Source organism: Streptomyces xanthophaeus (assembly GCF_000725805.1).
GTDB classification, from domain to species: Bacteria; Actinomycetota; Actinomycetes; order Streptomycetales; family Streptomycetaceae; genus Streptomyces; species Streptomyces xanthophaeus.
The window spans coordinates 207,053-228,831 of the sequence record NZ_KL647132.1 but is presented as its reverse complement, the minus strand read 5'-3'; the positions used below and the strand labels follow the sequence as shown (position 1 = coordinate 228,831).

Here is a 21,779-nt window from a genome sequence, read left to right as displayed (position 1 = left end):
AAGGGAGATCACCCTGGTGGTGGCAGGGTGCCGAGCGGGTGCGGTCGCTCCAGCTGTTCCAGGTGCTTCAGCACGGTGTGTGCCTCGGCCATGACGCGGGAGACGAGCTCCGCGCAGGACGGGAGGTCATCGATCACCCCCGCGACCTGGCCCGATGCCATGACTCCGAGATCCGTACGGCCCTCGACCATGGACGCCTTGAGGAGCATGGGGGTGTTCGCGGCGAGCAGGACCTGGCTCCAGGACAGGTCCTTGCCGTGTTTCATCGCGAGACCGTCGCGCACCATCTGCGCCCAGCTCAGCCCGGAGAGCCTGCGGAAGCCCGCCGCATGCCGCACCGCCCGCACCAGCGCCCCGGCACGGCCAGAGCGCTCCAGCGCATCGACCAGCTCCGAACGGAGCATGCGGTGCGGCAGCCCGTCCACGGCCGTGGTGACGGTGACGTCCTTGACCGTGGCCGCCAGATAGCACGCCTTGACGGCGTCCGGGACCGTCGAGTCCGAGGTCAGCAGGAAGCGGGTGCCCATGGCGATGCCCGCGGCCCCGTACGACAGGGCCGCGACCAGGCCCCGTCCGTCACTGAACCCGCCCGCCGCGACCACCGGGACGTCCACCGCGTCCACGACCTGCGGCAGCAGGACCGTCGTGGCCACGTCCCCCGTGTGCCCCCCGCCCTCACCGCCCTGCACGATCACCGCGTCCGCACCCCAGGCCGCCACCTTCTCCGCGTGCCGCCGCGCCCCGACCGACGGGATGACGACCACGCCCGCGTCCTTCAGCCGCGCGATCAGCTCCCTCGACGGCGCGAGCGCGAACGAGGCCACCCGCACGCCCTCGTCGATGATCAGCTGCGCCCGCTCGGCCGCGTCCCCGGCGTCCGCACGCAGGTTGACCCCGAACGGCACGCCCTCCCCGGTACGGGACCTCACCTCGCGCACCGCCGACCGCAGCTGGTCCAGGGTCATCGTCGCCGAGGCCAGGATGCCCAGCGCGCCCGCGTTCGCCGCGCCCGACACCAGCCGCGGACCGGCCACCCAGCCCATGCCCGTCTGTACGAGGGGGTGGCGGACCCCCACCAGCTCCGTGAACGCCGTCTCCACCGGATCAGCCCCGCACTTCGCGCTCGCGCAGACCCTTGGGGTCGATCACCTCACGGATCAGCCGCAGCTCCTGCGCGTCCGGCTCCCGCGTGAACGGCACCTCGCCGTCCGCGGCCAGCTCGAAACCGGTGGCCGCCCGCACCTGCCCGACGGTCACACCGGGGTGCACCGAAGCCAGGCGCATGCTCTGGCCGGGACCGGTGAAATCGAAGACCCCGAGATCGCTGACCACCCGCGGCAGCCGGTGGTAGCGGGTCACCCCGGCCTCCCGGGCACGGTCGTGGCCGACCCCGCTCACCATGTCGACGCGCTCCACGAACACCCGCGCCGAATGCCGGGGGATCCAGTAACTCACCGGATTGTTCAAGGTGTTGACGGGAGCGCCGCGCACCCCCAGCAGCTGCCGGACAGGCTGCTCCCAGTCACCGATGCAGGAGATGTTCTGGTTGCCGAACCGGTCGATCTGGCTGGCGCCCATCATCACGTGCCGCTTGCCGCCCGTGACCATCGTCAGGTGCCGCCGGTACGGGAGCCAGCCCTCGGCCGTGCCGTCGAGACCGACGAGCATGGCCTCGCCGTCGGTCAGCAGCAGGTCGGGGGAGAAGGTCCGCTTCGCGAGCCGGGCCCCGAAGGAGGGGATCAGGCCCATCGGACTGGCGAGCACCTCGCCGTTGCCGCGCCAGGCCTCGGCGCAGGCGATGACGCAGTACTCGGCGCGGGTGACGCTTGCGGTGCTCACTGCTGCTCCTCGTGCCAGGTGCGGACGGCGGACTGGTAGTCGTGCTCGCTCGCGCCGGAGAGGAAGCGGGCGGCGAACTCGGGCCACGGGGTGGTGGCGTACAGCTTCTGGAAGGCCTCGTCGCGGTCGTAGTCGGGGACGCAGGAGGTGAAGTGGGCGCCGTTCGGGCTCTCCACGACGCCGGTGACGCAGTGCCTGCTGACCAGCAGGGACTGCGGGGGACCGGCCTTGGCGAGCTCGGCGGTCTCCACCAGCTGCTCGCAGGAGACGTAGGCGGTGTCCGCGGCCTCGCAGAACAGGTCGTCGAAGTAGGGGTCCGGGCCGAGGTACTGGGCGTTGCCGAGGCGGTCGGCGCGGTTGAGGTGGACCAGGGCGGCGTCCATGCGCAGGGCGGGTACGGCGACGAACTCCTCGCCGTCCGCGTAGGGCGAGGTGACGGTGCGCAGCTCGGGGTTGACCCGCATCACGTCGGAGCCGAGACCGGCCCGGACGGGGAGGAAGGGCAGCCGGTTGGCGGCGGCGTGCAGGCCCCACATGAACATGGCCTCGTCGAGCTCGGTGAGGGTGAAGGCGGCGCGCTCGCGGGCGGCCCGGAAGTGGGGTTCCAGGGGGATGGAGTCGAGGGTGGCGAAGGGGGTCACGAGCCTGCGGATGCGGCCCGCGGCGGCCAGCAGGCCCACGTCGGGGCCGCCGTACGCGATCACGGTGAGATCCGTGATCTCGGACCGGAGCAGCGCTCTCACCAGGGCCATGGGCTTGCGCCGCGACCCCCAGCCGCCGATGCCGAGCGTCATCCCGCTCTGCAGCCGCCCGACGACCTCTTCCGGGGTCATGGTCTTGTCGGTCATGGACGCGGTTCCTTCCCGAAGGTGTCGCGGACCCGGTCGGCCACCCCGCTGAGGTTGGCCTCGAAGGTGAAGCCCTGCTCGAAGCGGTAGCTGCGGCGCACGTCCACGGGGTCGATGCCGTTGATGGCGGCCTTGGCCAGCCGGATCAGGTAGCCGTCCTTGCGCGCGATCTCGGCGGCCAGCTCCAGGGCGGCGCCGGCCAGTTCCGCGCGCGGGACCACCTTCCAGACCGAGCCGTGCGCGTGCAGTTCGGCGGCGCTCGCCGTGCGCGAGGTGTAGTAGAGCGCCCGCATCAGGTGCTGCGGGACGAGACGGGCCAGGTGGGTGGCCGCGCCGAGGGCGCCCCGGTCGAGCTCGGGCAGGCCGAAGACCGCGTCCTCGGAGGCGACGATCGCGTCGGCGTTGCCGACGAGGCCGATGCCGCCGCCCAGGCAGAAGCCGTTCACGGCCGCGACGACGGGCACCTCGCACTCGTACACGGCGGCGAAGGCCTCGTAGCAGCCGCGGTTGGCGCCGATGAGGGAGGCGTGTCCCGCGTCCCGCTGCATCTCCTTGATGTCCACGCCCGCGTTGAACCCGCGGCCCTCGGCGGCGAGGACCACGCACCGGACCTCGGGGTCGCGGCCCGCGGCGCGCAGGGCGTCGGCGAGGTCGTACCAGCCCTGCACCGGCAGCGCGTTGACGGGCGGGAAGTCGACTGTGACACGTGCGATGCCCTTGCCCGGGCTCGAGGTGGAGACACCCATGAACGGATCAGCTACCTTTCCACCAAACATTTGTTAGGTGAGGAAGGTAGCAGCCTATGGAGCTCGACGGGAGGGTCGCCGTCGTCACCGGCGGAACCCGGGGCGTCGGCGCCGGCATCGCCCGGTCGTTCCTCGCGGCCGGGGCCGAAGTCTTCGTCTGCGCACGCCGCCCGCCCGCACAGCCGGTCACCGCCGGCGGCCGGGAAGCCGCCTTCAGCGCGGTCGACCTGCGCGACCCCGCAGCCGTCGAGGACTTCCTCGCCGCGGTCGCCGCACGCCACGGACGGCTCGACTGCCTGGTCAACAACGCCGGCGGCACCCCGTACCGGCTGCTGGCCGAAGGCGGCCCGCAGCGCCACGCACGGATCCTCGAACTCAACCTGACCGCCCCGATGACCGCCTCCCTGCTGGCCTACCCGTGGCTGCGGGAGGCCCGGGGCTCGGTCGTCATGATCGGCAGCGTGAGCGGCACCCGGCCCTCGCCCGGCACCGCCGCGTACGGGGCGGCCAAGGCGGGACTGGAGAGCCTGGCCCGGTCCCTGGCCGTGGAATGGGCGCCCGAGGTACGGGTCAACTCCCTGGTCCTGGGCATGGTGCGGACCGAACTGTCCCACCTGCACTACGGCGACGAGGCAGGGATCGCGGCGGTGGGCGCGACCGTACCGCTGGGACGGCTGGCCGAACCCTCGGACGTGGGGGAGGCCGCCGTGTTCCTGGCCTCCGCCCGCGCCGCGTACGTGAGCGGAGCGAGCCTGCTGGTGCACGGGGGCGGGGAGCGCCCGGCGTTTCTGGATGCGGCAACTGTGAACAAGGAGAGCTGAGATGGGCATTGCCGAAGGCCGAGTGGTCATCGTGACGGGCGCGGGACGGGGGCTGGGCCGGGCCCACGCCCTGGCCTTCGCGGCCGAGGGGGCGAAGGTCGTCGTCAACGACCTGGGGGTGGGCCTGGACGGGGCCCCGGGGACGGACGGCCCGGCCGGGCAGGTGGTCGCGGAGATCCGGGCGCGGGGCGGGGAGGCGGTGGCGCACGGCGGGGACATCGCCACCGCAGAGGGCGCCGCCTCCCTCGTGGAGTGCGCGGTCACGGCCTTCGGCCGGCTGGACACCCTCGTCAACAACGCGGGCTTCCTGCGCGACCGGATGCTCGTCAACCTGGACGAGGAGGACTGGGACGCCGTCATGCGGGTCCACCTCAAGGGGCACTTCCTGCCGCTGCGCAGCGCCGCCGCGTGGTGGAGGGCCGAGGCGAAGGCCGGCCGTCCGGTGGCGGCGCGGGTGGTCAACACCTCCTCCGGGGCCGGACTGCTGGGCTCGGTCGGGCAGGGCAACTACAGCGCGGCCAAGGCCGGGATCCTCGGCATGACCCTGGTCGCGGCCGCCGAGATGGGGCGCTACGGGGTCCAGGCCAATGCGATCGCCCCCGCCGCGCGGACCCGGATGACGGAGCAGACCTTCGCCGAGACCATGGCCGCTCCGGGGGAGGGCGGCTTCGACGCGATGGCGCCGGAGAACGTGTCCCCGCTGGTGGTCTGGCTGGGCTCGACGGCCTCGGCGGGGGTCTCGGGCCGGGTCTTCGAGGTGGAGGGCGGCCGCATCACGGTCATGGAGGGCTGGCGGCCGGGTCCCACCGCGGACCGCGGGGCCCGCTGGACCCCGGCCGAGGCGGGCGAGGCCGCGGCGAAACTCCTCGCGTCCGCACCGGCCCCGCTGCCGGTGTACGGGGCGCGCTGAGGGGACCGACCGGATCCGGCTCCGGGGCGTGGTCCGGCGGACCGGCGGATCGGCGTCCGGCGGATCGAGTTCCGGGCGGCGGTCCGGCGGATCGGGGGGTTCCGGTCATCTTCGGGGCCTGCGGGGGTCCGTACCGTCCGGCCGCCGCGGGTCGCGGGGCTGATGCGGGGCGCGGGGGCCGGATCGGCGCCCCGGGTTCCGGCCAGGGGAGGGCGGGCGCCCGGCGTTGGCCGTATCGCAGCCTTATCGGCACCCCGGCATGCGTGATGGCATGCGCATGCCGAATGGCGATCCGGTCCGAACGGAAATGGAGACACGATGACGTCGCTCCGAAGACTGACCGTCGGTGCGGTGGCGGTGGCCCTCTTGGCCGTCGCCGCACCCGCAGGTGCCGATCCCGCACCCACACCGCCGCCCGGGAGGATCACCGTCGAGGTGGTCGGGGTCAACGGCTCGGGCTGCCCGCAGGGGACCGCGGCCGTGGCGGCCGCCTCCGACAACACCTCCTTCACCGTCACCTACAGCGACTACCTGGCCCGGACGGGGGCCGGCTCGGGCGGCACCGAGTTCCGCAAGAACTGCCAGCTCGCCCTGCGCGTCCACGTGCCCCAGGGGTTCACGTACGCCATCGCCCGCGCCGACTACCGCGGCTTCGCCCACCTCCAGCGCGGGGCCTTCGGGCAGCAGCGCGCGAACTACTACTTCCAGGGCGCCGCGCAGACCGCCCGCAGCACCCACCAGTTCAACGGCCCGCACTCGGACAACTGGCAGGCGAGCGACCGCACGGAGTACCAGGACCTGGTCTGGGCCCCCTGCGGCGAGGAGCGCAACCTCAACGTCAACACCGAACTGCGCGTCTACGCGGGCACGTCGAGCCCGCAGGCGCTGAGCTTCATGAGCATGGACTCCACCGACGGCAGCGTCAGCACCGTCTACCACTTCGAGTGGAAGGAATGTCCGGCCTCCTGATCCGCCCGTGCTCGCGCAGAAGGAAGTGACGACGATGTCTCGTTCCCTGTCCCGCACCCTGCTCGTCGGAGCCGCGGCCGTGGCGCTGATCGCCACCGCCGCCCCGGCACAGGCGGGCGGTCCCGCCCCCGGCCCGATCACCGCACCGCCCGACAAGATCGTGATCGAGCTGGCCACGGTCAACGGCTCCGGCTGCCGGGAAGGCACCGCCGAGGTGGCCGTCGCCCCCGACAACACCGCCTTCACGGTCACCTACAGCGAGTACCTCGCGCAGGTCGGCCCCGGCGCCCCGCCGACGGCGTTCCGCAAGAACTGTCAGCTCAACCTCCGCGTCCACGTGCCCTCGGGGTTCACCTACGCGATCGTCCAGGCCGACTACCGCGGGTTCGCGTTCCTGCAGCCCGGCGCGTGGGGCCAGGAGCGGGCGAACTACTACTTCCAGGGGATGCCGCAGACCTCCCAGCGGACGCACACGTTCAACGGTCCGCTCAACGACAACTGGCAGGCGTCCGACCGGACGGAGTACGCGGACCTGGTCTGGGCGCCCTGCGGGGAGAAGCGCAACTTCAACATCAACACCGAACTGCGCGTGAACGCGGGCACGTCCAACCCGCAGACGGCGACCAGCTTCATGGCGATGGACTCCACGGACGCCAGCGTCAACACCCTCTACCACCTGGCCTGGCAGGTGTGCCCCGCCCCCAGGTAGCCGGCACGGGCGCAAAGCCCCCGGACGCGGCCGGGCCCGGCCCCCTGGCGAGGGGTCGGGTCCGGGTCCGTCACTCGTGCGATGAGGTATCAGTACCCGCTCCGGGCGGGTGCTGAACCGCGTTCACCCCATCATGTTGTCCCGTCGACCGGCTCAGGACAGCTTGCCGTCGTAGTCGGGCAGCTTGACGGTGCGTTCGGCGTGGCCGCCGACGAGGTCGGTGGGGCTGTTGCCGATGTTGGCGATGATCGTGTAGCCGCGGGCCTCGATCTCCGCGCGCTTGCTCGTCTTGTAGGCGCTGACCTCGTCGAACAGGTCGGGCAGATCGCGTACGTAGAGCCCGGAGACCGGGTAGCCGACGGCCTTGAGGTTGTGCGCGGTGAGGGACTCGATGATCCCGGGGCGGGCGGTGACGAAGAAGACGGCGACCCCGCGCTGGCTCGCGTACTGGGTGAGGGCGCGCACCTTGCTGATCGCCGGGGTCGGGAAGGTCCAGAACCAGTGGAAGTCCGTCTCCAGCGACGTGTTGTCGATGTCGAGGACGAGGGCGGGCTTCTCCCCGGCGGGGGAGGCGGCGATGCGCGCTTCGATGGCGGGGCGGGCCGCGTCGATGACGGCGGCGACGTCGCGCTGCCAGGTGGCGTAATCGATGCCGAGGATCGCAGCGTTGCCTCCGGGCGCGGAGGCGGTGACAGCGGCGGCGGCCGCGGGGGCCTGAACCTGGGCCGGGGTCGGGGCCGCCTGTGCTGCGGTGGCCGGAACCAGTGTCAGGATCGCGGCGGCGGCGGCCGTGCCGACGGCGGCGGTACGGGCGGCACGAACGGCACGAACGGTATGGGTGGGCCGGTCGTTGCGGGTGCGGCGGGTGATGCGCATGGGGGACGCTCCTCGGTCACGCAATTGGCATGTACGCGACCAGATTCGGTCAGGGCCGACCCCATGTCTACTGGCCGGTAAGAAACTTTTCGTGGCCGGGGGGTGAATCCGCGCCTTCGAGTGGATCTACGTAGCGCACTCCAGCACCGTGCGGCACAACCCGCACCGCGCCCGCAGCGCCCCGCGCACCGGCAGCCGCAGCCCCTGCCCGCACACCGGGCAGGGGAACTCCACCCGCAGCCCCGAGCCGTCCCTCCCGAAGCGGTAGGGGGCCCCGCCCCGGCCGTCGCCCCCGGGTGCGGTCCCGGGAGCGGTCCCGGTCCGCCGGGCCGCGGCGTAGCGCAGCCGCTCCGCCCGGCCCGCCGCGGCGAGCGGGGCCCGGCGCAGGTCCCGTCCGGCCAGGTCGCGGCCGCGCACGTAGGCCTCGTACGCCTGCGGGCTGGTGAACCAGGCGGAGGGGTCCTCGCCGAACAGGGCGGCCCGCCGGGCGAGGACGTAGCCGAACTCCTCCGGGGTGAGGTAGCCCAGCTTCTGGTGGGTGAGCGCGTCCTCGCGGTAGGCGTCGAGCAGCAGCCAGCCCGCCCCCAGGTAGACGGCGGCGGTGTCGGTGAGGATCTCGTTGTCCGCGACGGACGGGAGGCGCAGGTCCAGGCGGTGCAGCAGCACGTGGGTGACCTCGTGGGCCAGGGCCGCCGCCAGGTCCCGGCGGTGCGTGCGGAAACGGTCGTTGACCTCGACGAAGTACTCGGGCCCGTCGGCGAGTTCCACGGTGGCCGCCTCCTCCATCGGCCGGAACGCGACCACCATCCGGGCCTCGGGCAGACGCAGCGCGCGCACCATCGCCGAGGCCACCCGCTGCGCCCCCAGGTGCAGGTCCTCGGTGGCCTCGAAGGTGGCGTCGGCCGGGGCGAAGCTCGTCGCGTAGGCACCGATCCCCTCGGGCCCGAGGCGCCGGAAGAGGGCGGTGATGCAGGAGCGCACCGCCGTCACGTGCGGAAATCCGTGCTCGATCGGGCTGCGGACCCCGCCGTTCTGCGTCATGGAGCCCTCCTTACCGCAATCCCTGCCGCACGGACGGGAGTTGGCCGAAAATGCGTTCTTGATGGCGGCCACGGCTTCGATGTGTCATGGACCCGTCATTCACCCGATGACGCGCACGGCCCAACCCCCCACGAAAGGCAGTGTGTCGACTGTGTCCACCCTCATGCGGTTCATGAAGCGCACCCTTGCCGTCGGCGCGGTCGCCCTCGCCGCCGTCAGCCTCCAGCCCGGCTCCGCCACCGCCGGCACCGCCCCCGTCGTCGGCGGCACCCGCGCCGCCCAAGGCGAATTCCCCTTCATGGTCCGCCTCTCCATGGGCTGTGGCGGCGCGCTCTACACCCAGCAGATCGTCCTCACCGCCGCCCACTGCGTCAGCGGCTCCGGCAACAACACCTCCATCACCGCCACCGCCGGAGTCGTCGACCTCAACAGCTCCAGCGCCATCAAGGTCAAGTCCACCAAGGTCAAGCAGGCCACCGGCTACAACGGCACCGGCAAGGACTGGGCCCTCATCAAGCTCGCCAAACCCATCAACCTGCCCACCCTCAAGATCGCCGAGACCAAGCAGTACGACAACGGCACCTTCACCGTCGCCGGCTGGGGCGCCACCCGCGAAGGCGGCGGACAGCAGCGCTACCTGATGAAGGCCACCGTCCCCTTCGTCTCCGACGCCAGCTGCCAGCAGTCCTACGGCAGCTCCCTCGTCCCCAGCGAGGAGATCTGCGCAGGCTTCGACCAGGGCGGCGTCGACACCTGCCAGGGCGACTCCGGCGGCCCCATGTTCCGCCGCGACAACACCAACGCCTGGATCCAGGTCGGCATAGTCAGCTGGGGCCAGGGCTGCGCACGGCCCGACTACCCCGGCGTCTACACCGAGGTCTCCACCTTCGCCGCCCAGATCAAGGCCGCCGCGGCCGCGCTCTAGCCGCCACGGGAGCCCGTACGAGGTGCCGTACGAGGTGCCGAACGGGCTTCCGCACGGCACCCCGCACGACAGCCTCGCCTCGTCCTTCCGGCCGGACCAGGTCCGGCCGGAAGGACGAGGCACCGCACCCCGTACGCCCGTAGGGTCGAAGGCACTACCGCGAGGCCCGGACACCGCCGTCCCAGCCCCGCGGCACCCACCCGACGGTCCGGCGTGCGGTTGCGGGCCGACGCGCGCACCCGTCCCATGGAGAGGACCGGCCGGGGAACAGGACACCGGCAACGGGCGACAGTGGGGCAGGTGGCGCATGGCGATCAGAGTGGTCATCGCGGACGACCAGGAGATGGTCAGAACCGGATTCCGGATGATCCTCGAAAGCCAGCCCGACATCGAGGTCGTCGCCGACGTCGTCGACGGCGAAGCCGCCCTCGCCGCAGTGGCCGAACACCGCCCCGACGTCCTCCTCCTCGACATCCGCATGCCGAAGCTCGACGGACTCGAAGTCACCCGGCGCCTCTCCGCCCACGACGGACCCCGCATCGTCATCGTCACCACCTTCGACCTCGACGAGTACGTCCACGCGGCGCTCCACGGCGGAGCATCCGGCTTCCTCCTCAAGGACGCCAGCCCGGCCATGCTGGTTGAGGCCGTACGCGCCGCAGCCGTCGGCGACTCGCTCGTCTCACCCGCCATCACCGTGCGGCTGCTGCGCGACATGGCCCTGCGGACCCCCGCCGCCCTCGCGGCACGCCGCCCCGCCGAACCCCTGACCGAACGCGAGCGGGAAGTCGTACGCTGCCTCGCCCGCGGGCTCACCAACGCCGAGATCGCCGGGGAACTCTTCGTCTCACTCTCCACCGTCAAGACGCACCTCGCCAACGTCCAGGCCAAACTCGACGCCCGCAACCGCGTCGAGATCGCCGCCTGGGCCTGGGAAAGCGGCCTCGCCGCCAGCACGGCGTGACCCCCCACGCGTCCCGCACCCCGCCACCCCGCCCGACCCCGGAGCGCCCCACGGGGGCCCCGGCGGGCGGCCGCGGCCGGGCCCCGGCGAGCGCCTGCCGCGGAGGGTCCCGTACCGGCACAAGCCCGGTGAAACAGCTCCCCGCGGCCCGTGCGGACCACCACGGCCGCGGGGGGAGCCGTACCTGTACCCGTGCCTGGACCGGCAGCCGCGATCGCCTCCGTGCCGGCGCCCGTACCAGTACCAGTACCCGTACCCGGCCATGCAGCCTGACCGGCACCCCGATCGGCCTCGGTACGGGTGCCCGCACCTGGGCCAGGTCCCGGACGGCCACTCGGGACGGCCTCCGGGCGGCGGGCTCGGCGGGCCTTCGCCCGAGACCCCGGACCCGGAGCGGCCCCGGCAGCGGAACCGCTGCTCGCACGGCCAGTCGCGACGGGCTCTGCGCGGGCGGCCGGCCCGGTCCGTGCAGGGGAACCCGCGCCCGGAGCGGCAGCCGGGGCGACGCCCGCACGGCCACGCGGCACGGCCTCCGTACGGCGGCCCCTCCCTGGAGCAGCGCTCGCACCCGCAGCACCCGGGCCGGCCTGCGCACGCGAACCCAGACCCGGAGCGGCAGCCGCAGGCGCGCCCGGCCCCGCGGGGGCGCGGCGTGAGCCCCCTCGCCAGCTGGGCGCGGCGCCACCCGCACGCCGCCGACTGGATCCGGCTCTGCCTCTCCCTCGCCCTGCTCGCCCTCGTCACCTTCGAAGGCGTCGTCCTCGCCCGCCAGCCCAGCCTCCCGCACGCCGCCGTATGGGTCTCCGGGATCCTCGTCTGCCTCAGCGCCGTGCCCTGGCCCGCCCTGCCGCTCCTCGGCCGCGCCTGGTTCGCCGCCGCCGTCACCTGGACCGTCACCCTCCTGCTCATCTTCGGCAACCACCCCCTCGTCGTCTGGGGCGGAGGCGAAGCCATCGCCCTCCTCGTCCTCCTCTCCCAGGTCCTGCTCCGCGCCCCCGCCCGCACCGCCGCCGTCCTCGGCCCGCTCCTCGGGCTCGGCTGCATGGCCGTCCCCGTCCGCGACACCGACCCCGGCCGCTTCACCCTCCTCTTCTCCGTCCTCACCGTCGTCGTCGGCGCGTACTCCCTCCTGCTGCGCCTCCAGGCCGCCCAGCGGGTCCGCGAGCTGCGCGCCGTACGCACCGCCGAACGCCTCGAACTCGCCCGCGAACTCCACGACCTCGTCGCCCACCACGTCACCGGGATCGTCGTCGAGGCCCGCGCGGCCCGCTTCACCAAGGTCTCCGCGGAACGCGCCGCCGAGGTCCTCGGCCGCATCGAGACCGCCGGCGACGAAGCCCTCGGCTCCATGCGCCGCCTCGTGAAGATCCTCCGCGAGGACGAGGACGAGGGCGAAGGCCCCGACGGCCCCGACGGACCCACCGCCACCGGCACGGCCTCCGCCACCGGTACCGGCCGCCGGGCCGGCACCGCCCCCGTCGCCGGCCTCGCCGACATCCGCACCCTCACCGAACGCTTCTCCGTCACCGGCCCGCCCGTCGTCCTCTACATCGAAGCCGGACTGGAGGAACACCTCCCCGGCGACGTCGCCGCCACCGCCCACCGCATCGTCCTCGAAGCCCTCACCAACATCGCCAAGCACGCAGCCACCGCCACCGCCGTACGGGTCGGCCTGCGCACCGTCCCCGCCGGACTGGAGGTCCGCATCGCCGATGACGGCGGCCGCCCCGCCCGCCTCTCCGAGAACGCCCGCGGCGGCGGCTACGGCCTCGTCGGCATGACCGAACGCGCCCAAGCCCTCGGCGGCTCCCTCACCGCAGGCCCCGCCCCCGAAGGCGGCTGGCTCGTCACCGCCGTCCTGCCGCTCTGACGTGCCGTCTCACGGACCGACTGGCCGCAGGACCACCCGCCACCGCCACGTATTCTCGGTGACCATGAACAAGAGCGACAGCGACAACGGCACCGGCGGGATCGACTCGGACGTCACCGCCGAGCTGGCCCGACTGCGGGACAGCATCGACAACATCGACGCGGCCGTGGTCCACATGCTCGCCGAACGCTTCAAGTGCACCCAGCAGGTCGGCCACCTCAAGGCCAAGCACCAGCTGCCCCCGGCCGACCCGAACCGCGAAGCCAGCCAGATCGCCCGGCTGCGCCAGCTCGCCGAGAACGCCAAGCTCGACCCGGCCTTCGCCGAGAAGCTCCTCAACTTCATCATCGCCGAGGTCATCCGCCACCACGAGACGATCGCCGCCGGCGAAGACGCCCCGTAGCCCCGGCCCCCGCCCCCCGGCCCCCGCCCCTCGGCCCGTAGTCCCGTAGCGCCGTAGATCACACCGCCTGGGGCCCGGCTGCCCCCTTGCGGCAGCATGGGCCCCATGTCCGCACTGACGCGCAACGAAGCGCAGCACCGAGCCCAGCTCCTCGACGTCCACCACTACGCCGTCACCCTCGACCTCACCGGCGGCGACGAGACCTTCGACTCCACCACCGTCATCCGGTTCACCACCCGCACCGCCGGAGACACCTTCCTGGAGCTGAAGCCGGACGAACTGCGCTCCGTCACGCTCGACGGCCACCCCCTCGACCCCGCCTCCCTCGACGGCAACCGCCTCCCCCTCCCCGGCCTGGCCGAAGGCCCCCACGAGCTGCGCACCGACACCCGCATGCGCTACTCCCGCACCGGCGAGGGCCTGCACCGCTTCACCGACCCCGCGGACGGCCGGACGTACGTCTACAGCCAGATGTTCCTCGACGACGTCCAGCGGGTCTTCCCGGCCTTCGACCAGCCCGACCTGAAGGCCGTCTTCGAATTCACCGTCACCGCGCCCGCACACTGGACCGTCCTCGCCAACGGCATCACCACGCGCATCGACACGACGGACACGACGGACACGACGGACAGCCCGGACGGTAGGGACACCGCCGAGGGCCGGACCGCAGTGTGGCGGTCCGCCGCCACACCCCCCATCCCCACCTACCTCGCCGCCGTAGCCGCAGGCCCCTGGCACAGCGTGACCACCGAACACGCCGGACTCCCCTTCGGCATCCACTGCCGCCAGTCCCTCGCCCCCCACCTGGACGCCGACGCCGAAGAGATCCTCTCCATCACCAAGGACTGCTTCGACCGCTACCAGCAGAAATTCACCGAGCCCTACCCCTTCGACTCCTACGACCAGGCCTTCGTCCCCGAGTTCAACGCCGGAGCCATGGAAAACCCCGGCCTCGTCACCTTCCGCGACGAATACGTCTTCCGCTCCGCCGTCACCGACACCGAACGCCAGCGCCGCGCCGTCACCATCGCCCACGAGATGGCCCACATGTGGTTCGGCGACCTCGTCACTCTCCGCTGGTTCGACGACATCTGGCTCAACGAGTCCTTCGCCGAATACATGGGCTACCAGACCCTCACCGAAGCCACCCGCTTCACCGGCACCTGGACCGACTTCGCCGCCACCCGCAAGCCCTGGGGCTACGACGCAGACCAGCGCCCCTCCACCCACCCCGTCGCCCCCGACCCCGACGACGTACCCGACACCGCCTCCGCCCTCCTCAACTTCGACGGCATCTCCTACGCCAAGGGCGCCTCCGCCCTGCGCCAGCTCGTCGCCTGGCTCGGCGAGAAGGACTTCCTCGCCGGAATCAACACCCACTTCGCCCGCCACAAGTTCGCCAACGCTTCCCTCGCCGACTTCGTCGACTCCCTCGCCGCCCACACCGACCGCGACGTCCACGCCTGGGCCGACACCTGGCTCCGCACCACCGGCACCGACACCCTCACCCCCAAGATCCAGGTCAGCGCCGACGGACCCCCCGGCTGGACCCTCACCGTCGACCGCCGCGGCAGCCGCCCCCACCACATCGCCGCCGGCCTCTACGACCACGACCCCGTCGACGACCGCGTCCTGGAACTGCGCGAACTCCTCGACCTCGACGTCCCCTCCGACGAGATCCTCTCCGCCAGCGGCCCGCGCCCCGCACTCCTCGTCCTCAACGACGCCGACCTCACCTACGCCAAGGTCCGCCTCGACCCCACCTCCGTCGACACCGCCCTGCGCAGCCTCTCCGGCATCCCCGACCCGCTCACCCGCGCCGTCGTCTGGAACTCCCTGCGCGACATGGTCCGCGACGGCGAACTCGCCCCCGCCGACTACCTCGCCACCGCCCGCGCCCACCTGCCCGCAGAAGCCGACCTCGCCATCGTCCAAGGCGTTCTCGGCTTCGCCCGCACCCAGGTCGCCGACTGCTACACCGCCCCCGACCAGCGCGGCGCCGCCCTCGCCACCCTCACCGCCATCGCCCGCGACCTGCTGCGCCGCACCGAGGACGGCTCCGACCCGGGCCTGCGGCTCACCGCCGTACGCGTCCTCATCGACAGCGCCACCCAGCCCCACACCCTCACGACCTGGCTCGCCGACGACACCGTCCCCGGCGGCCCCGAACTCGACCCCGAACTGCGCTGGCGCACCCTCGCCCGCCTCTGCGTCCTCGGCGCCGCCGGTGAACCCGAGATCGACGCCGCCCTTGCCGCCGACCCCAGCGCCACCGGCCAGGAAGGCGCCGCCCGCTGCCGCGCCGCACTGCCCACCCCCGAGGCCAAGGCCGCCGCCTGGCAGCAGCTGTTCCACGACGACGGCCTCTCCAACTACCTGTTCACCGCCGTCGCCCAGGGCTTCTGGCAGCCCGAACAGAGCGAACTCGTACGGGACTACGTGCCGCGCTACTACCCCGAGGCCGTCGCCCTCAGCGCCCGCCGCGGCCCCGCCATCGGCGCAGCCGCAGGCCGCTGGGCCTTCCCCGCCTACGCCGTCGACGAAGCCAACCTCCAGGCCGGCCGCGCCTGCCTCGCCGACCCGGACATCCAGCCGTCACTGCGCCGCAAGCTCGACGACCAACTCGCCGACCTCTCCCGAGCCCTCCACGTCCGCACCCCCTGACCCACCCCCTCCCCGATGCGCCGAGCCCCCGGGGGGACGGAGGCCACCCCAGCCCTGCACCCCGCCACCGGGGCCCGGCTGGTATGCCCCCGCCCCCGGGGCCCGTCCCGTCGGTGCAACCCGCGCCGGGCCGTCCCGCCCCCGGGGGTGGGGCCCGGTAGTGGGCCCCGCCTCCGGGGCCCGTCCCGTCGGTGCAACCCGCGCCGGGCCGTCCCGTCACTCGGGGTGGGGCTCCGGTGGTGCGCCCCCGCCCTCGGGGGTCCGTCCCGTCTGGTGGGTGTGACCTCCGCCGGGTCGGCTTGCCACCGGGGGTGGGGCTCCGGTGGTGCGCCCCCGCCCTCGGGGGTCCGTCCCGTCTGGTGGGTGCAACCCGCGCCGGGCCGTCCCGCCACCTGGGGTGAGGCTCGGTGGTGTGTCCCCGACCCCAGGGGTCCGTCCCGTCTGGTGGGTGTGACCTCCGCCGGGCCGTCCCGCCACCGGGGTTGGGGCCCGGTGGTGCGCCCCCGACCCCGGGGTCCGCCCCGCCCGGTTGGTGTGACCTCCGCCGGGCTGGCTCGCCACTGGGGGCGGGGGCCCGGTCGGTGTGCCCCCGACCCCGGGGGAGCGTCCCGTCCGGTTGGCGCGACCCGCGCGGGGGCTCGCCTCAGCCGGTTGGTGTGACCCTCCACCCCAGGGGTCCGCCTTGCGCGGGTGGTGCGACCCGAGCGGGGGCGCCACACGAGGTTGAGCCCCCTCCGGCCGGGTGACGCGCCCGTTCCGCTGCCCGGTTCGCGCCGACCCGGCCGCCGCGGTCCCGCGCGGGCTCCGGGCCGCCCCGCCTGTGCCGGCCGGGCTCGGAGCCAGAGGGTTCCGTACTGACCGGGCCGTCGTCCCGCCAGCCCACTTTCCCCCCCCGCCCTGGCGACCGTTGGGGGAGTCCCGGCCACTCCGTCCAGGCGTCTGCGATCCGGCGGTCGTACGGGCCCGCCCCGGCCCTGCCCGCCCCGGCGGGCAGCGGGAAAGCCCAGTCCCGCGGCGGGCAGCGGCAGAGCCCCGCCCCCGCGGGCAGCGGCAGAGCCCAGCCCCCGGCGGGCAGCGACAGAGCCTCGCCCCTGCGTGCAGTGGCAGAGCCCAGCCCCGTTCCCGCGGGCAGCGGCAAAGCCCAGCCCCCGCGGGCCGTGGCAGAGCCCAGCCCCCGGCGGGCAGCGACAGAGCCTCGCCCCTGCGTGCAGTGGCAGAGCCCAGCCCCGTTCCCGCGGGCAGCGGCAAAGCCCCGCCCCCGCGGGCAGCGGCAAAGCCCAGCCCCCGCGGGCCGTGGCAGAGCCCAGCCCGGGCGGGCAATGGCAGAGCCCCGCCCAGCCCCGCAAGCAGCGGCAGAGCCCGCCCCCGCCCAGCCCCCGCGGGCAGCGGTAGGGCCCCACCGGTCGGCCCCGCGCCAGCGGGACCGCGCCAGCGGAACGGGCACGGACAAACCCCGGCGGTTACCCCATTCGGGTCGGATCGTTGTACCCACCGGGGGCCCAGCCCCAGCCGCCCCCGGGCAGCGCCGAACCCGCCTCCGGAGGACCCGATGACCGCGCCGCCCGGCACACCACCCCTCGCCGGCGGCCCCGCAGGCCCCGACGCCCTACGGCCGCTCCTCGACACCGTCCTCGACGCCCTCCGCACCGGCGCCCGCGCCCGCGGCGGACCCCTCCCCGCCGGCGGCCCCGACACCGTCACCGCCCAGGTCCACGCCGCACTCGGCGACGTACTGCCCGCCCACGGCACCGGCGACCACGAAGCCCTGCGCACCCTCGTCCACACCCTGGCCGCCGGCGCCGCCGACCCCGCCGAACCCCTCTGCGCAGCCCACCTGCACTGCCCACCCCTCGCCGTCGCAGCCGCCGCCGACCTCGCCGCCAGCGCCCTCAACCCCTCCCTCGACTCCTGGGACCAGGCCCCCGCCGCCTCCGCCGTCGAAGCCCTCCTCACCCGCACCCTTGCCGCCGAGTTCTACCCCCACGCCCCCCACCCCGACGCCCTCGTCACCACCGGCGGCACCGAAGCCAACCAACTCGCCCTGCTCCTCGCCCGCGAACGCCACGGCCCCCGCCTCACCGTCCTCCACGGAGCCAACGCCCACCACTCCGTCCCCCGCGCCGCCTGGCTCCTCGGCCTCCCGCCCGCCATCACCGTCCCCACCCCCACCGGCACCCTGCACCCCGACGACCTCGCCCGAGCCCTCGCCGCCACCCCCGGCCCCGTCCTCGTCACCGCCACCGCCGGAACCACCGACGCCGGACTCATCGACCCCCTCCACCCCATCGCCGACCTCTGCGAACACCACGGCGCCGACCTCCACATCGACGCCGCCTACGGAGGCCTCCTCGCCCTCAGCCCCCGCCACCGCCACCAGCTCGACGGACTCGACCGCGCCCACTCCCTCACCATCGACCTGCACAAACTCGGCTGGCAGCCCGTCGCCGCCGGACTCCTCGCCGTCCCCGACACCACCCTCCTGACCCCCCTCGCCCACCAGGCCGACTACCTCAACGCCACCGACGACACCGAAGCAGGCCTCCCCGACCTCCTCGGCCGCTCCCTCCGCACCACCCGACGCCCCGACGCCTTCAAAACCGCCGCCACCCTGCGCTCCCTCGGCCGCGACGGAATCACCCGCCTCATCGACCACACCTGCGCACTCGCCCAACACCTCGCACACCTCCTCGACGCCCACCCCGGCTTCGAGCTGCACTCGGCGCCCACCATCAGCACCGTGCTCTTCCGGCCCACCCGAGCCGACGACAACCAGGTCGCCGCCCTGCGCCGCACCCTCCTCCACGAGGGCCGCGCAGTCCTCGGCCGCACCCACACCGCCGGCCGCCTCTGGCTCAAAGCCACCCTGCTCAACCCCCACACCACGGCGGCAGACCTGGACACCCTCATCGCACTCCTGGAAGGCAGCACCCACCGATGACCGCCCAGCTCGATGCACCCCACGACCTCGTCGGAATCGGCATCGGCCCCTTCAACCTGTCCCTCGCAGCCCTCGCCCACGGCCTCCCCCGACAAGGCGCAGGCGAACTCGCCACCGCCTTCTACGACCAGCGCCGCGACTTCCGATGGCACCCCGGACTCCTCATCGAAGGCGCCACCCTCCAAGTCCCCCACCTCGCCGACCTCGTCACCCTCGCCGACCCCACCAGCCCCTGGAGCTTCCTCAACTACCTCAAACACAAAGAACGGCTCTTCCCCTTCTACTTCGCCGAGCAGTCCCACATCCACCGCGCCGAATACGACGCCTACTGCCGCTGGGTCGCCGGCCGCATCCCCGGACTCCACTTCGGCCACCAGGTCGACGCCGTCCGCTGGAACCCCGAACGCGACCTCTTCGAAGTCGACTTCACCCAACTCGACCCCGACGGCGAAGCCGAAGCCCTCGGCCGCACCTACACCCGCCACCTCGCCCTCGGCATCGGCACCGCCCCCCACATCCCCGAACCCCTACGACCCCTCGTAGAAGCCCCCACCGTCCCCGTCATCCACTCCGCCGACTACCTCGACCACCGCGACCGCATCCTCGGCGCCCCCCACGTCACCGTCATCGGAGCAGGCCAATCCGGCGCCGAAGTCTTCCTCGACCTCCTCCGCGCCCGCCCCGACAGCCGAGAACGCCTCACCTGGCTCGCCCGCACCCCCTCCTTCGCCCCCATGGAGTACTCCAAACTCGGCCTCGAACACTTCACCCCCGACTACACCCGCTACTTCCACTCCCTCCCCGAACCCGTACGCGACCGCCTCGTACCCGCCCAATGGCAGCTCCACAAAGGCATCGACGCCGACACCATCGCCGCCATCCACCACGAGCTCTACCGCCGCACCCTCCACGGAGGCTGGCCCGACGCCGTCCTCACCCCCGGCGTCCACGTCCGCACCGCCGGCCGCGTCGCCACCACCAAAGTCGAACTCCACCTCGAACACGTCGAAGAAGGCACCCGCTCCCGCCTCACCACCGACGCCGTCGTCCTCGCCACCGGCTACCGAGAACGCCCCCTCAGCCGCCTCCTCGCCGGACTCGACCCCTACCTGCGCAAAGACTCCTCCGGCCGCCCCCGCATCGACGACCGCTACCGGATGATCACCGACCCCGCCGTCACCGGCAGCATCTTCGTCCAGAACGGCGAACGCCACACCCACGGCGTCGGCGCCCCCGACCTCGGCCTCGCCGCCTGGCGCAGCGCCGCCATCCTCAACACCCTCACCGGCAAAGAGCCCTACCCCCAGCCCCGCCGCACCGCCTTCACCACCTTCGGCCTCGAACAGCGGGAGCACACCCGCCCCCGACCCGCCGGCGAACTGCTCCCGCTGGTCGACCACCCCTGACGACCGGACAACCCCTAACAACCCACCACGGCTAGAACACCGGGACCGACCCCCGCGTCAGCCGCCAGCCCACCGAAGCGAACTGCGCCGCATCCACCGTCCCCTTCGCCTTCACCCACGACACGATCGTGTTCCGGATCTCATCCGAATCCGCCCACAACTGCCTGGCCTGCGGAACATGCGGGAAGTTCCCACCCCCCGAGGCCCGGTAGTTGTTCACCGCCAGCACGAACCGCTCCGCCGGATCCACCGCCCGACCCCCGAACGACAACCCCGTGATCCGCGAACCCACCGGCTGCGCGATGTCCACGTCGTACACCAGCCCGGACACCGCGTCGTAGTTGTAGTCCGGAATCCCCTCCGCATTCGTCAGCTTCGCCGGATCCACCACATCTCCCGGCGCCGTCCGCACGAAATACCGAGCCGAATACTCCAGATAATCCTTCAACTGCGCACCCGTCAGCAGCCGCGCCTCCAACGTGTTCTCGAACGGATACAGACCCGCCGCATCCCGGATCGTCACCTGACCCGCCGGTATCCCCGCCGTCCGCGAGAAACACGAAGCCTGCGACACCACCGGCAACGCCGCCCACTCCGAACCCGCCAGAGCCGCCCGCACCGTCTCCGCCTGCACATGGTTGATCAGATCGATCACCGGCACGTCCTTCACCGGACCCTCCGCCGAACTCATCGCCTGCAACGACGTACCGATCACCTGGTTCACGTACGCCACCACCTTGCGGTGCTCGTCCGACAACAACCCCGTGATCTTCGGATCCTCCACCGCCACATTCGAATTCATGACGCTCGCCGACACCTTCGCCACCGACCAACGCCCCTTCACCCACGTCAGCTCGAAATCGAACAACGTCAGCCGCTGCCCCCACTTCAACGGCTCCGACAACACCACCTCCTTACCCGTCGCCTTGTTCCTCACCCGGTACTCCGGGATCTCCGTATGCGCATGCCCCACCAGAATCGCGTCGATCCCCGGCACCTGCTCCGCCACCAGAGCCACCGCATTCTCCACGTACGGCAACTGGTCCCCGTACGAAGACGTACCGCTCGACCCCGAATGCGCCGACACGATCACCACATCCGCACCCATCGAACGCAACCGCGGCACATACTTCGCCGCCTGCTCCTCCAGACCCGGGAACGTCATCTTCCCCTGCACGTGCGCCTTGTCCCAGATCGCGATCCCCGGATTCGTCAACCCCAGCACCGCCACCTTCACATCCCGCCCGCACGGCGTCCGCAACCGGTGCATGCTGTACGGCGCGAACGCCGGCCGCAACGTCTTCGCATCCAGCGCATTCGCCCCCAGCAGCGGAAAATCACACTGCTCCTCGAACTTCCGCAACACCGGAATCCCGTAATTGAACTCGTGATTCCCCAGCGCCGCCGCGTCGTACCCGATCGCATTCATCGCCTGCGCCATCGGATGCACCGGACCACGCCGCGCCGTGATCGGATCCACCTTCGCGTAGTAATACGACAACTGCGTGCCCTGGATCGTGTCACCCGCATCGATCAGCAGCGTATTGCGCCGCCCCTTCGCTGCCCGCACCTCATTCACCAGAGTCGAAATCTTCGCCAGACCCACGTCGTTGTGCGCCTTGTCATCGAACTCCCGGTCCGTGAAGTAGTCCCAGTTGAAGACGTTCCCGTGCAGATCCGTCGTCCCCATCACCGTGAACGCATACGTCCGCGAGCCCTGCGACCCCTGCCCCGCCGGCTGCGCAGCGGCAGCAGCAGCCGGAGCGGCCGCGCCCCCCACCAGCGCCACCGCCGCACCCGTCACAGCCGTGGAACCCAAGAACGTCCTGCGGTCGAACCCCATGCCATCT

The 21,779-nt window shown here is 72.7% G+C and carries 18 protein-coding genes; 11 read left to right on the top strand and 7 right to left on the bottom strand.

Features of this window, described 5'->3' with window-relative positions:
• Window positions 1-8: 8 nt before the first annotated feature.
• From IO30_RS0130390 to IO30_RS0130375, 4 genes are read right to left on the bottom strand one after another with little or no spacing between them, the layout of a single operon-like run.
• Window positions 9-1,100, bottom strand: a complete 1,092-nt coding sequence (locus tag IO30_RS0130390) for an NAD(P)H-dependent flavin oxidoreductase (RefSeq protein WP_031148257.1) — start codon at window positions 1,098-1,100, stop codon at window positions 9-11.
• A 4-nt stretch (window positions 1,101-1,104) separates the two neighbouring features.
• Window positions 1,105-1,839, bottom strand: coding sequence for a CoA-transferase subunit beta (locus tag IO30_RS0130385; protein WP_234321888.1), 735 nt, complete (start codon window positions 1,837-1,839; stop codon window positions 1,105-1,107).
• The gene (locus tag IO30_RS0130380; protein WP_031148254.1) at window positions 1,836-2,687 is read right to left on the bottom strand and encodes a CoA transferase subunit A; all 852 of its coding nucleotides are present in this window, start codon (window positions 2,685-2,687) and stop codon (window positions 1,836-1,838) included. Before IO30_RS0130380 ends, IO30_RS0130385 begins: the two co-directional genes overlap by 4 nt.
• On the bottom strand, window positions 2,684-3,433 hold the full coding sequence (locus IO30_RS0130375) for an enoyl-CoA hydratase family protein (protein ID WP_031148252.1): 750 nt from the start codon (window positions 3,431-3,433) through the stop codon (window positions 2,684-2,686). The genes IO30_RS0130380 and IO30_RS0130375 overlap by 4 nt, the downstream gene beginning before the upstream one ends.
• A 56-nt stretch (window positions 3,434-3,489) precedes the next feature.
• Here IO30_RS0130375 and IO30_RS0130370 point away from each other — a divergent pair, with 56 nt between their 5' ends.
• The 4 genes from IO30_RS0130370 (at window position 3,490) to IO30_RS0130355 (ending at window position 6,842) form a co-directional block, all read left to right on the top strand.
• Window positions 3,490-4,254 carry an SDR family oxidoreductase gene (locus IO30_RS0130370; protein ID WP_031148250.1) on the top strand — a complete coding sequence of 255 codons (765 nt, stop codon included), beginning with the start codon at window positions 3,490-3,492 and terminating at the stop codon, window positions 4,252-4,254.
• Between the two features lies 1 nt (window position 4,255).
• A complete protein-coding gene (locus IO30_RS0130365) occupies window positions 4,256-5,164 on the top strand; it encodes an SDR family oxidoreductase (RefSeq protein ID WP_031148249.1) in 909 nt (302 codons plus the stop codon).
• A gap of 318 nt (window positions 5,165-5,482) precedes the next feature.
• The gene (locus IO30_RS0130360) at window positions 5,483-6,133 is read left to right on the top strand and encodes a DUF4360 domain-containing protein (RefSeq protein ID WP_031148247.1); all 651 of its coding nucleotides are present in this window, start codon (window positions 5,483-5,485) and stop codon (window positions 6,131-6,133) included.
• A 34-nt stretch (window positions 6,134-6,167) separates the two neighbouring features.
• Window positions 6,168-6,842: a DUF4360 domain-containing protein gene (locus tag IO30_RS0130355; protein WP_051859763.1), complete on the top strand. Its 675-nt coding sequence runs from the start codon at window positions 6,168-6,170 to the stop codon at window positions 6,840-6,842.
• Window positions 6,843-6,995: 153 nt separating this feature from the next.
• Here the strand turns inward: IO30_RS0130355 and IO30_RS0130350 are convergent, their stop codons facing one another.
• Window positions 6,996-7,718: an HAD family acid phosphatase gene (locus tag IO30_RS0130350; RefSeq protein ID WP_051859721.1), complete on the bottom strand. Its 723-nt coding sequence runs from the start codon at window positions 7,716-7,718 to the stop codon at window positions 6,996-6,998.
• Between the two features lie 126 nt (window positions 7,719-7,844).
• Window positions 7,845-8,759 carry a hypothetical protein gene (locus tag IO30_RS0130345; protein WP_031148242.1) on the bottom strand — a complete coding sequence of 305 codons (915 nt, stop codon included), beginning with the start codon at window positions 8,757-8,759 and terminating at the stop codon, window positions 7,845-7,847.
• A 163-nt stretch (window positions 8,760-8,922) separates the two neighbouring features.
• Between IO30_RS0130345 and IO30_RS0130340 the strand changes: the two genes are divergently transcribed.
• The 7 genes from IO30_RS0130340 (at window position 8,923) to IO30_RS0130310 (ending at window position 19,929) form a co-directional block, all read left to right on the top strand.
• The gene (locus IO30_RS0130340; protein WP_031148240.1) at window positions 8,923-9,684 is read left to right on the top strand and encodes a serine protease; all 762 of its coding nucleotides are present in this window, start codon (window positions 8,923-8,925) and stop codon (window positions 9,682-9,684) included.
• A gap of 307 nt (window positions 9,685-9,991) precedes the next feature.
• Window positions 9,992-10,648 (top strand): response regulator, encoded by a 657-nt coding sequence (locus tag IO30_RS0130335; RefSeq protein WP_031148239.1) that lies wholly within the window; start codon window positions 9,992-9,994, stop codon window positions 10,646-10,648.
• A 652-nt stretch (window positions 10,649-11,300) separates the two neighbouring features.
• Window positions 11,301-12,518 (top strand): sensor histidine kinase, encoded by a 1,218-nt coding sequence (locus IO30_RS0130330; protein ID WP_031148237.1) that lies wholly within the window; start codon window positions 11,301-11,303, stop codon window positions 12,516-12,518.
• 64 nt (window positions 12,519-12,582) lie between these two features.
• On the top strand, window positions 12,583-12,921 hold the full coding sequence (locus IO30_RS0130325; RefSeq protein WP_031148236.1) for a chorismate mutase: 339 nt from the start codon (window positions 12,583-12,585) through the stop codon (window positions 12,919-12,921).
• A gap of 96 nt (window positions 12,922-13,017) precedes the next feature.
• Window positions 13,018-15,585, top strand: coding sequence for an aminopeptidase N (pepN, locus tag IO30_RS0130320; protein ID WP_107066944.1), 2,568 nt, complete (start codon window positions 13,018-13,020; stop codon window positions 15,583-15,585).
• 1,549 nt (window positions 15,586-17,134) lie between these two features.
• Window positions 17,135-18,523 carry a pyridoxal phosphate-dependent decarboxylase family protein gene (locus IO30_RS0130315; RefSeq protein ID WP_031148231.1) on the top strand — a complete coding sequence of 463 codons (1,389 nt, stop codon included), beginning with the start codon at window positions 17,135-17,137 and terminating at the stop codon, window positions 18,521-18,523.
• Window positions 18,520-19,929 (top strand): lysine N(6)-hydroxylase/L-ornithine N(5)-oxygenase family protein, encoded by a 1,410-nt coding sequence (locus tag IO30_RS0130310; RefSeq protein WP_031148229.1) that lies wholly within the window; start codon window positions 18,520-18,522, stop codon window positions 19,927-19,929. Before IO30_RS0130315 ends, IO30_RS0130310 begins: the two co-directional genes overlap by 4 nt.
• A 31-nt stretch (window positions 19,930-19,960) precedes the next feature.
• Here IO30_RS0130310 and IO30_RS0130305 read toward each other — a convergent pair whose 3' ends face one another.
• The gene (locus IO30_RS0130305) at window positions 19,961-21,772 is read right to left on the bottom strand and encodes a bifunctional metallophosphatase/5'-nucleotidase (RefSeq protein ID WP_031148227.1); all 1,812 of its coding nucleotides are present in this window, start codon (window positions 21,770-21,772) and stop codon (window positions 19,961-19,963) included.
• Window positions 21,773-21,779: the final 7 nt, after the last annotated feature.

Excerpts from the sequence above, each read along its gene's own strand:
- IO30_RS0130380 (WP_031148254.1), bottom strand. The coding sequence starts at position 2,687 with ATGACCGACAAGACCATGACCCCGGAAGAGGTCGTCGGGCGGCTGCAG.
- IO30_RS0130375 (WP_031148252.1), bottom strand. The coding sequence starts at position 3,433 with ATGGGTGTCTCCACCTCGAGCCCGGGCAAGGGCATCGCACGTGTCACA.
- IO30_RS0130370 (WP_031148250.1), top strand. The coding sequence starts at position 3,490 with ATGGAGCTCGACGGGAGGGTCGCCGTCGTCACCGGCGGAACCCGGGGC.
- IO30_RS0130365 (WP_031148249.1), top strand. The coding sequence starts at position 4,256 with ATGGGCATTGCCGAAGGCCGAGTGGTCATCGTGACGGGCGCGGGACGG.
- IO30_RS0130360 (WP_031148247.1), top strand. The coding sequence starts at position 5,483 with ATGACGTCGCTCCGAAGACTGACCGTCGGTGCGGTGGCGGTGGCCCTC.
- IO30_RS0130355 (WP_051859763.1), top strand. The coding sequence starts at position 6,168 with ATGTCTCGTTCCCTGTCCCGCACCCTGCTCGTCGGAGCCGCGGCCGTG.
- IO30_RS0130350 (WP_051859721.1), bottom strand. The coding sequence starts at position 7,718 with ATGCGCATCACCCGCCGCACCCGCAACGACCGGCCCACCCATACCGTT.
- IO30_RS0130345 (WP_031148242.1), bottom strand. The coding sequence starts at position 8,759 with ATGACGCAGAACGGCGGGGTCCGCAGCCCGATCGAGCACGGATTTCCG.
- IO30_RS0130340 (WP_031148240.1), top strand. The coding sequence starts at position 8,923 with ATGCGGTTCATGAAGCGCACCCTTGCCGTCGGCGCGGTCGCCCTCGCC.
- IO30_RS0130335 (WP_031148239.1), top strand. The coding sequence starts at position 9,992 with ATGGCGATCAGAGTGGTCATCGCGGACGACCAGGAGATGGTCAGAACC.
- IO30_RS0130325 (WP_031148236.1), top strand. The coding sequence starts at position 12,583 with ATGAACAAGAGCGACAGCGACAACGGCACCGGCGGGATCGACTCGGAC.
- pepN (WP_107066944.1), top strand. The coding sequence starts at position 13,018 with ATGGGCCCCATGTCCGCACTGACGCGCAACGAAGCGCAGCACCGAGCC.
- IO30_RS0130315 (WP_031148231.1), top strand. The coding sequence starts at position 17,135 with ATGACCGCGCCGCCCGGCACACCACCCCTCGCCGGCGGCCCCGCAGGC.
- IO30_RS0130310 (WP_031148229.1), top strand. The coding sequence starts at position 18,520 with ATGACCGCCCAGCTCGATGCACCCCACGACCTCGTCGGAATCGGCATC.
- IO30_RS0130305 (WP_031148227.1), bottom strand. The coding sequence starts at position 21,772 with ATGGGGTTCGACCGCAGGACGTTCTTGGGTTCCACGGCTGTGACGGGT.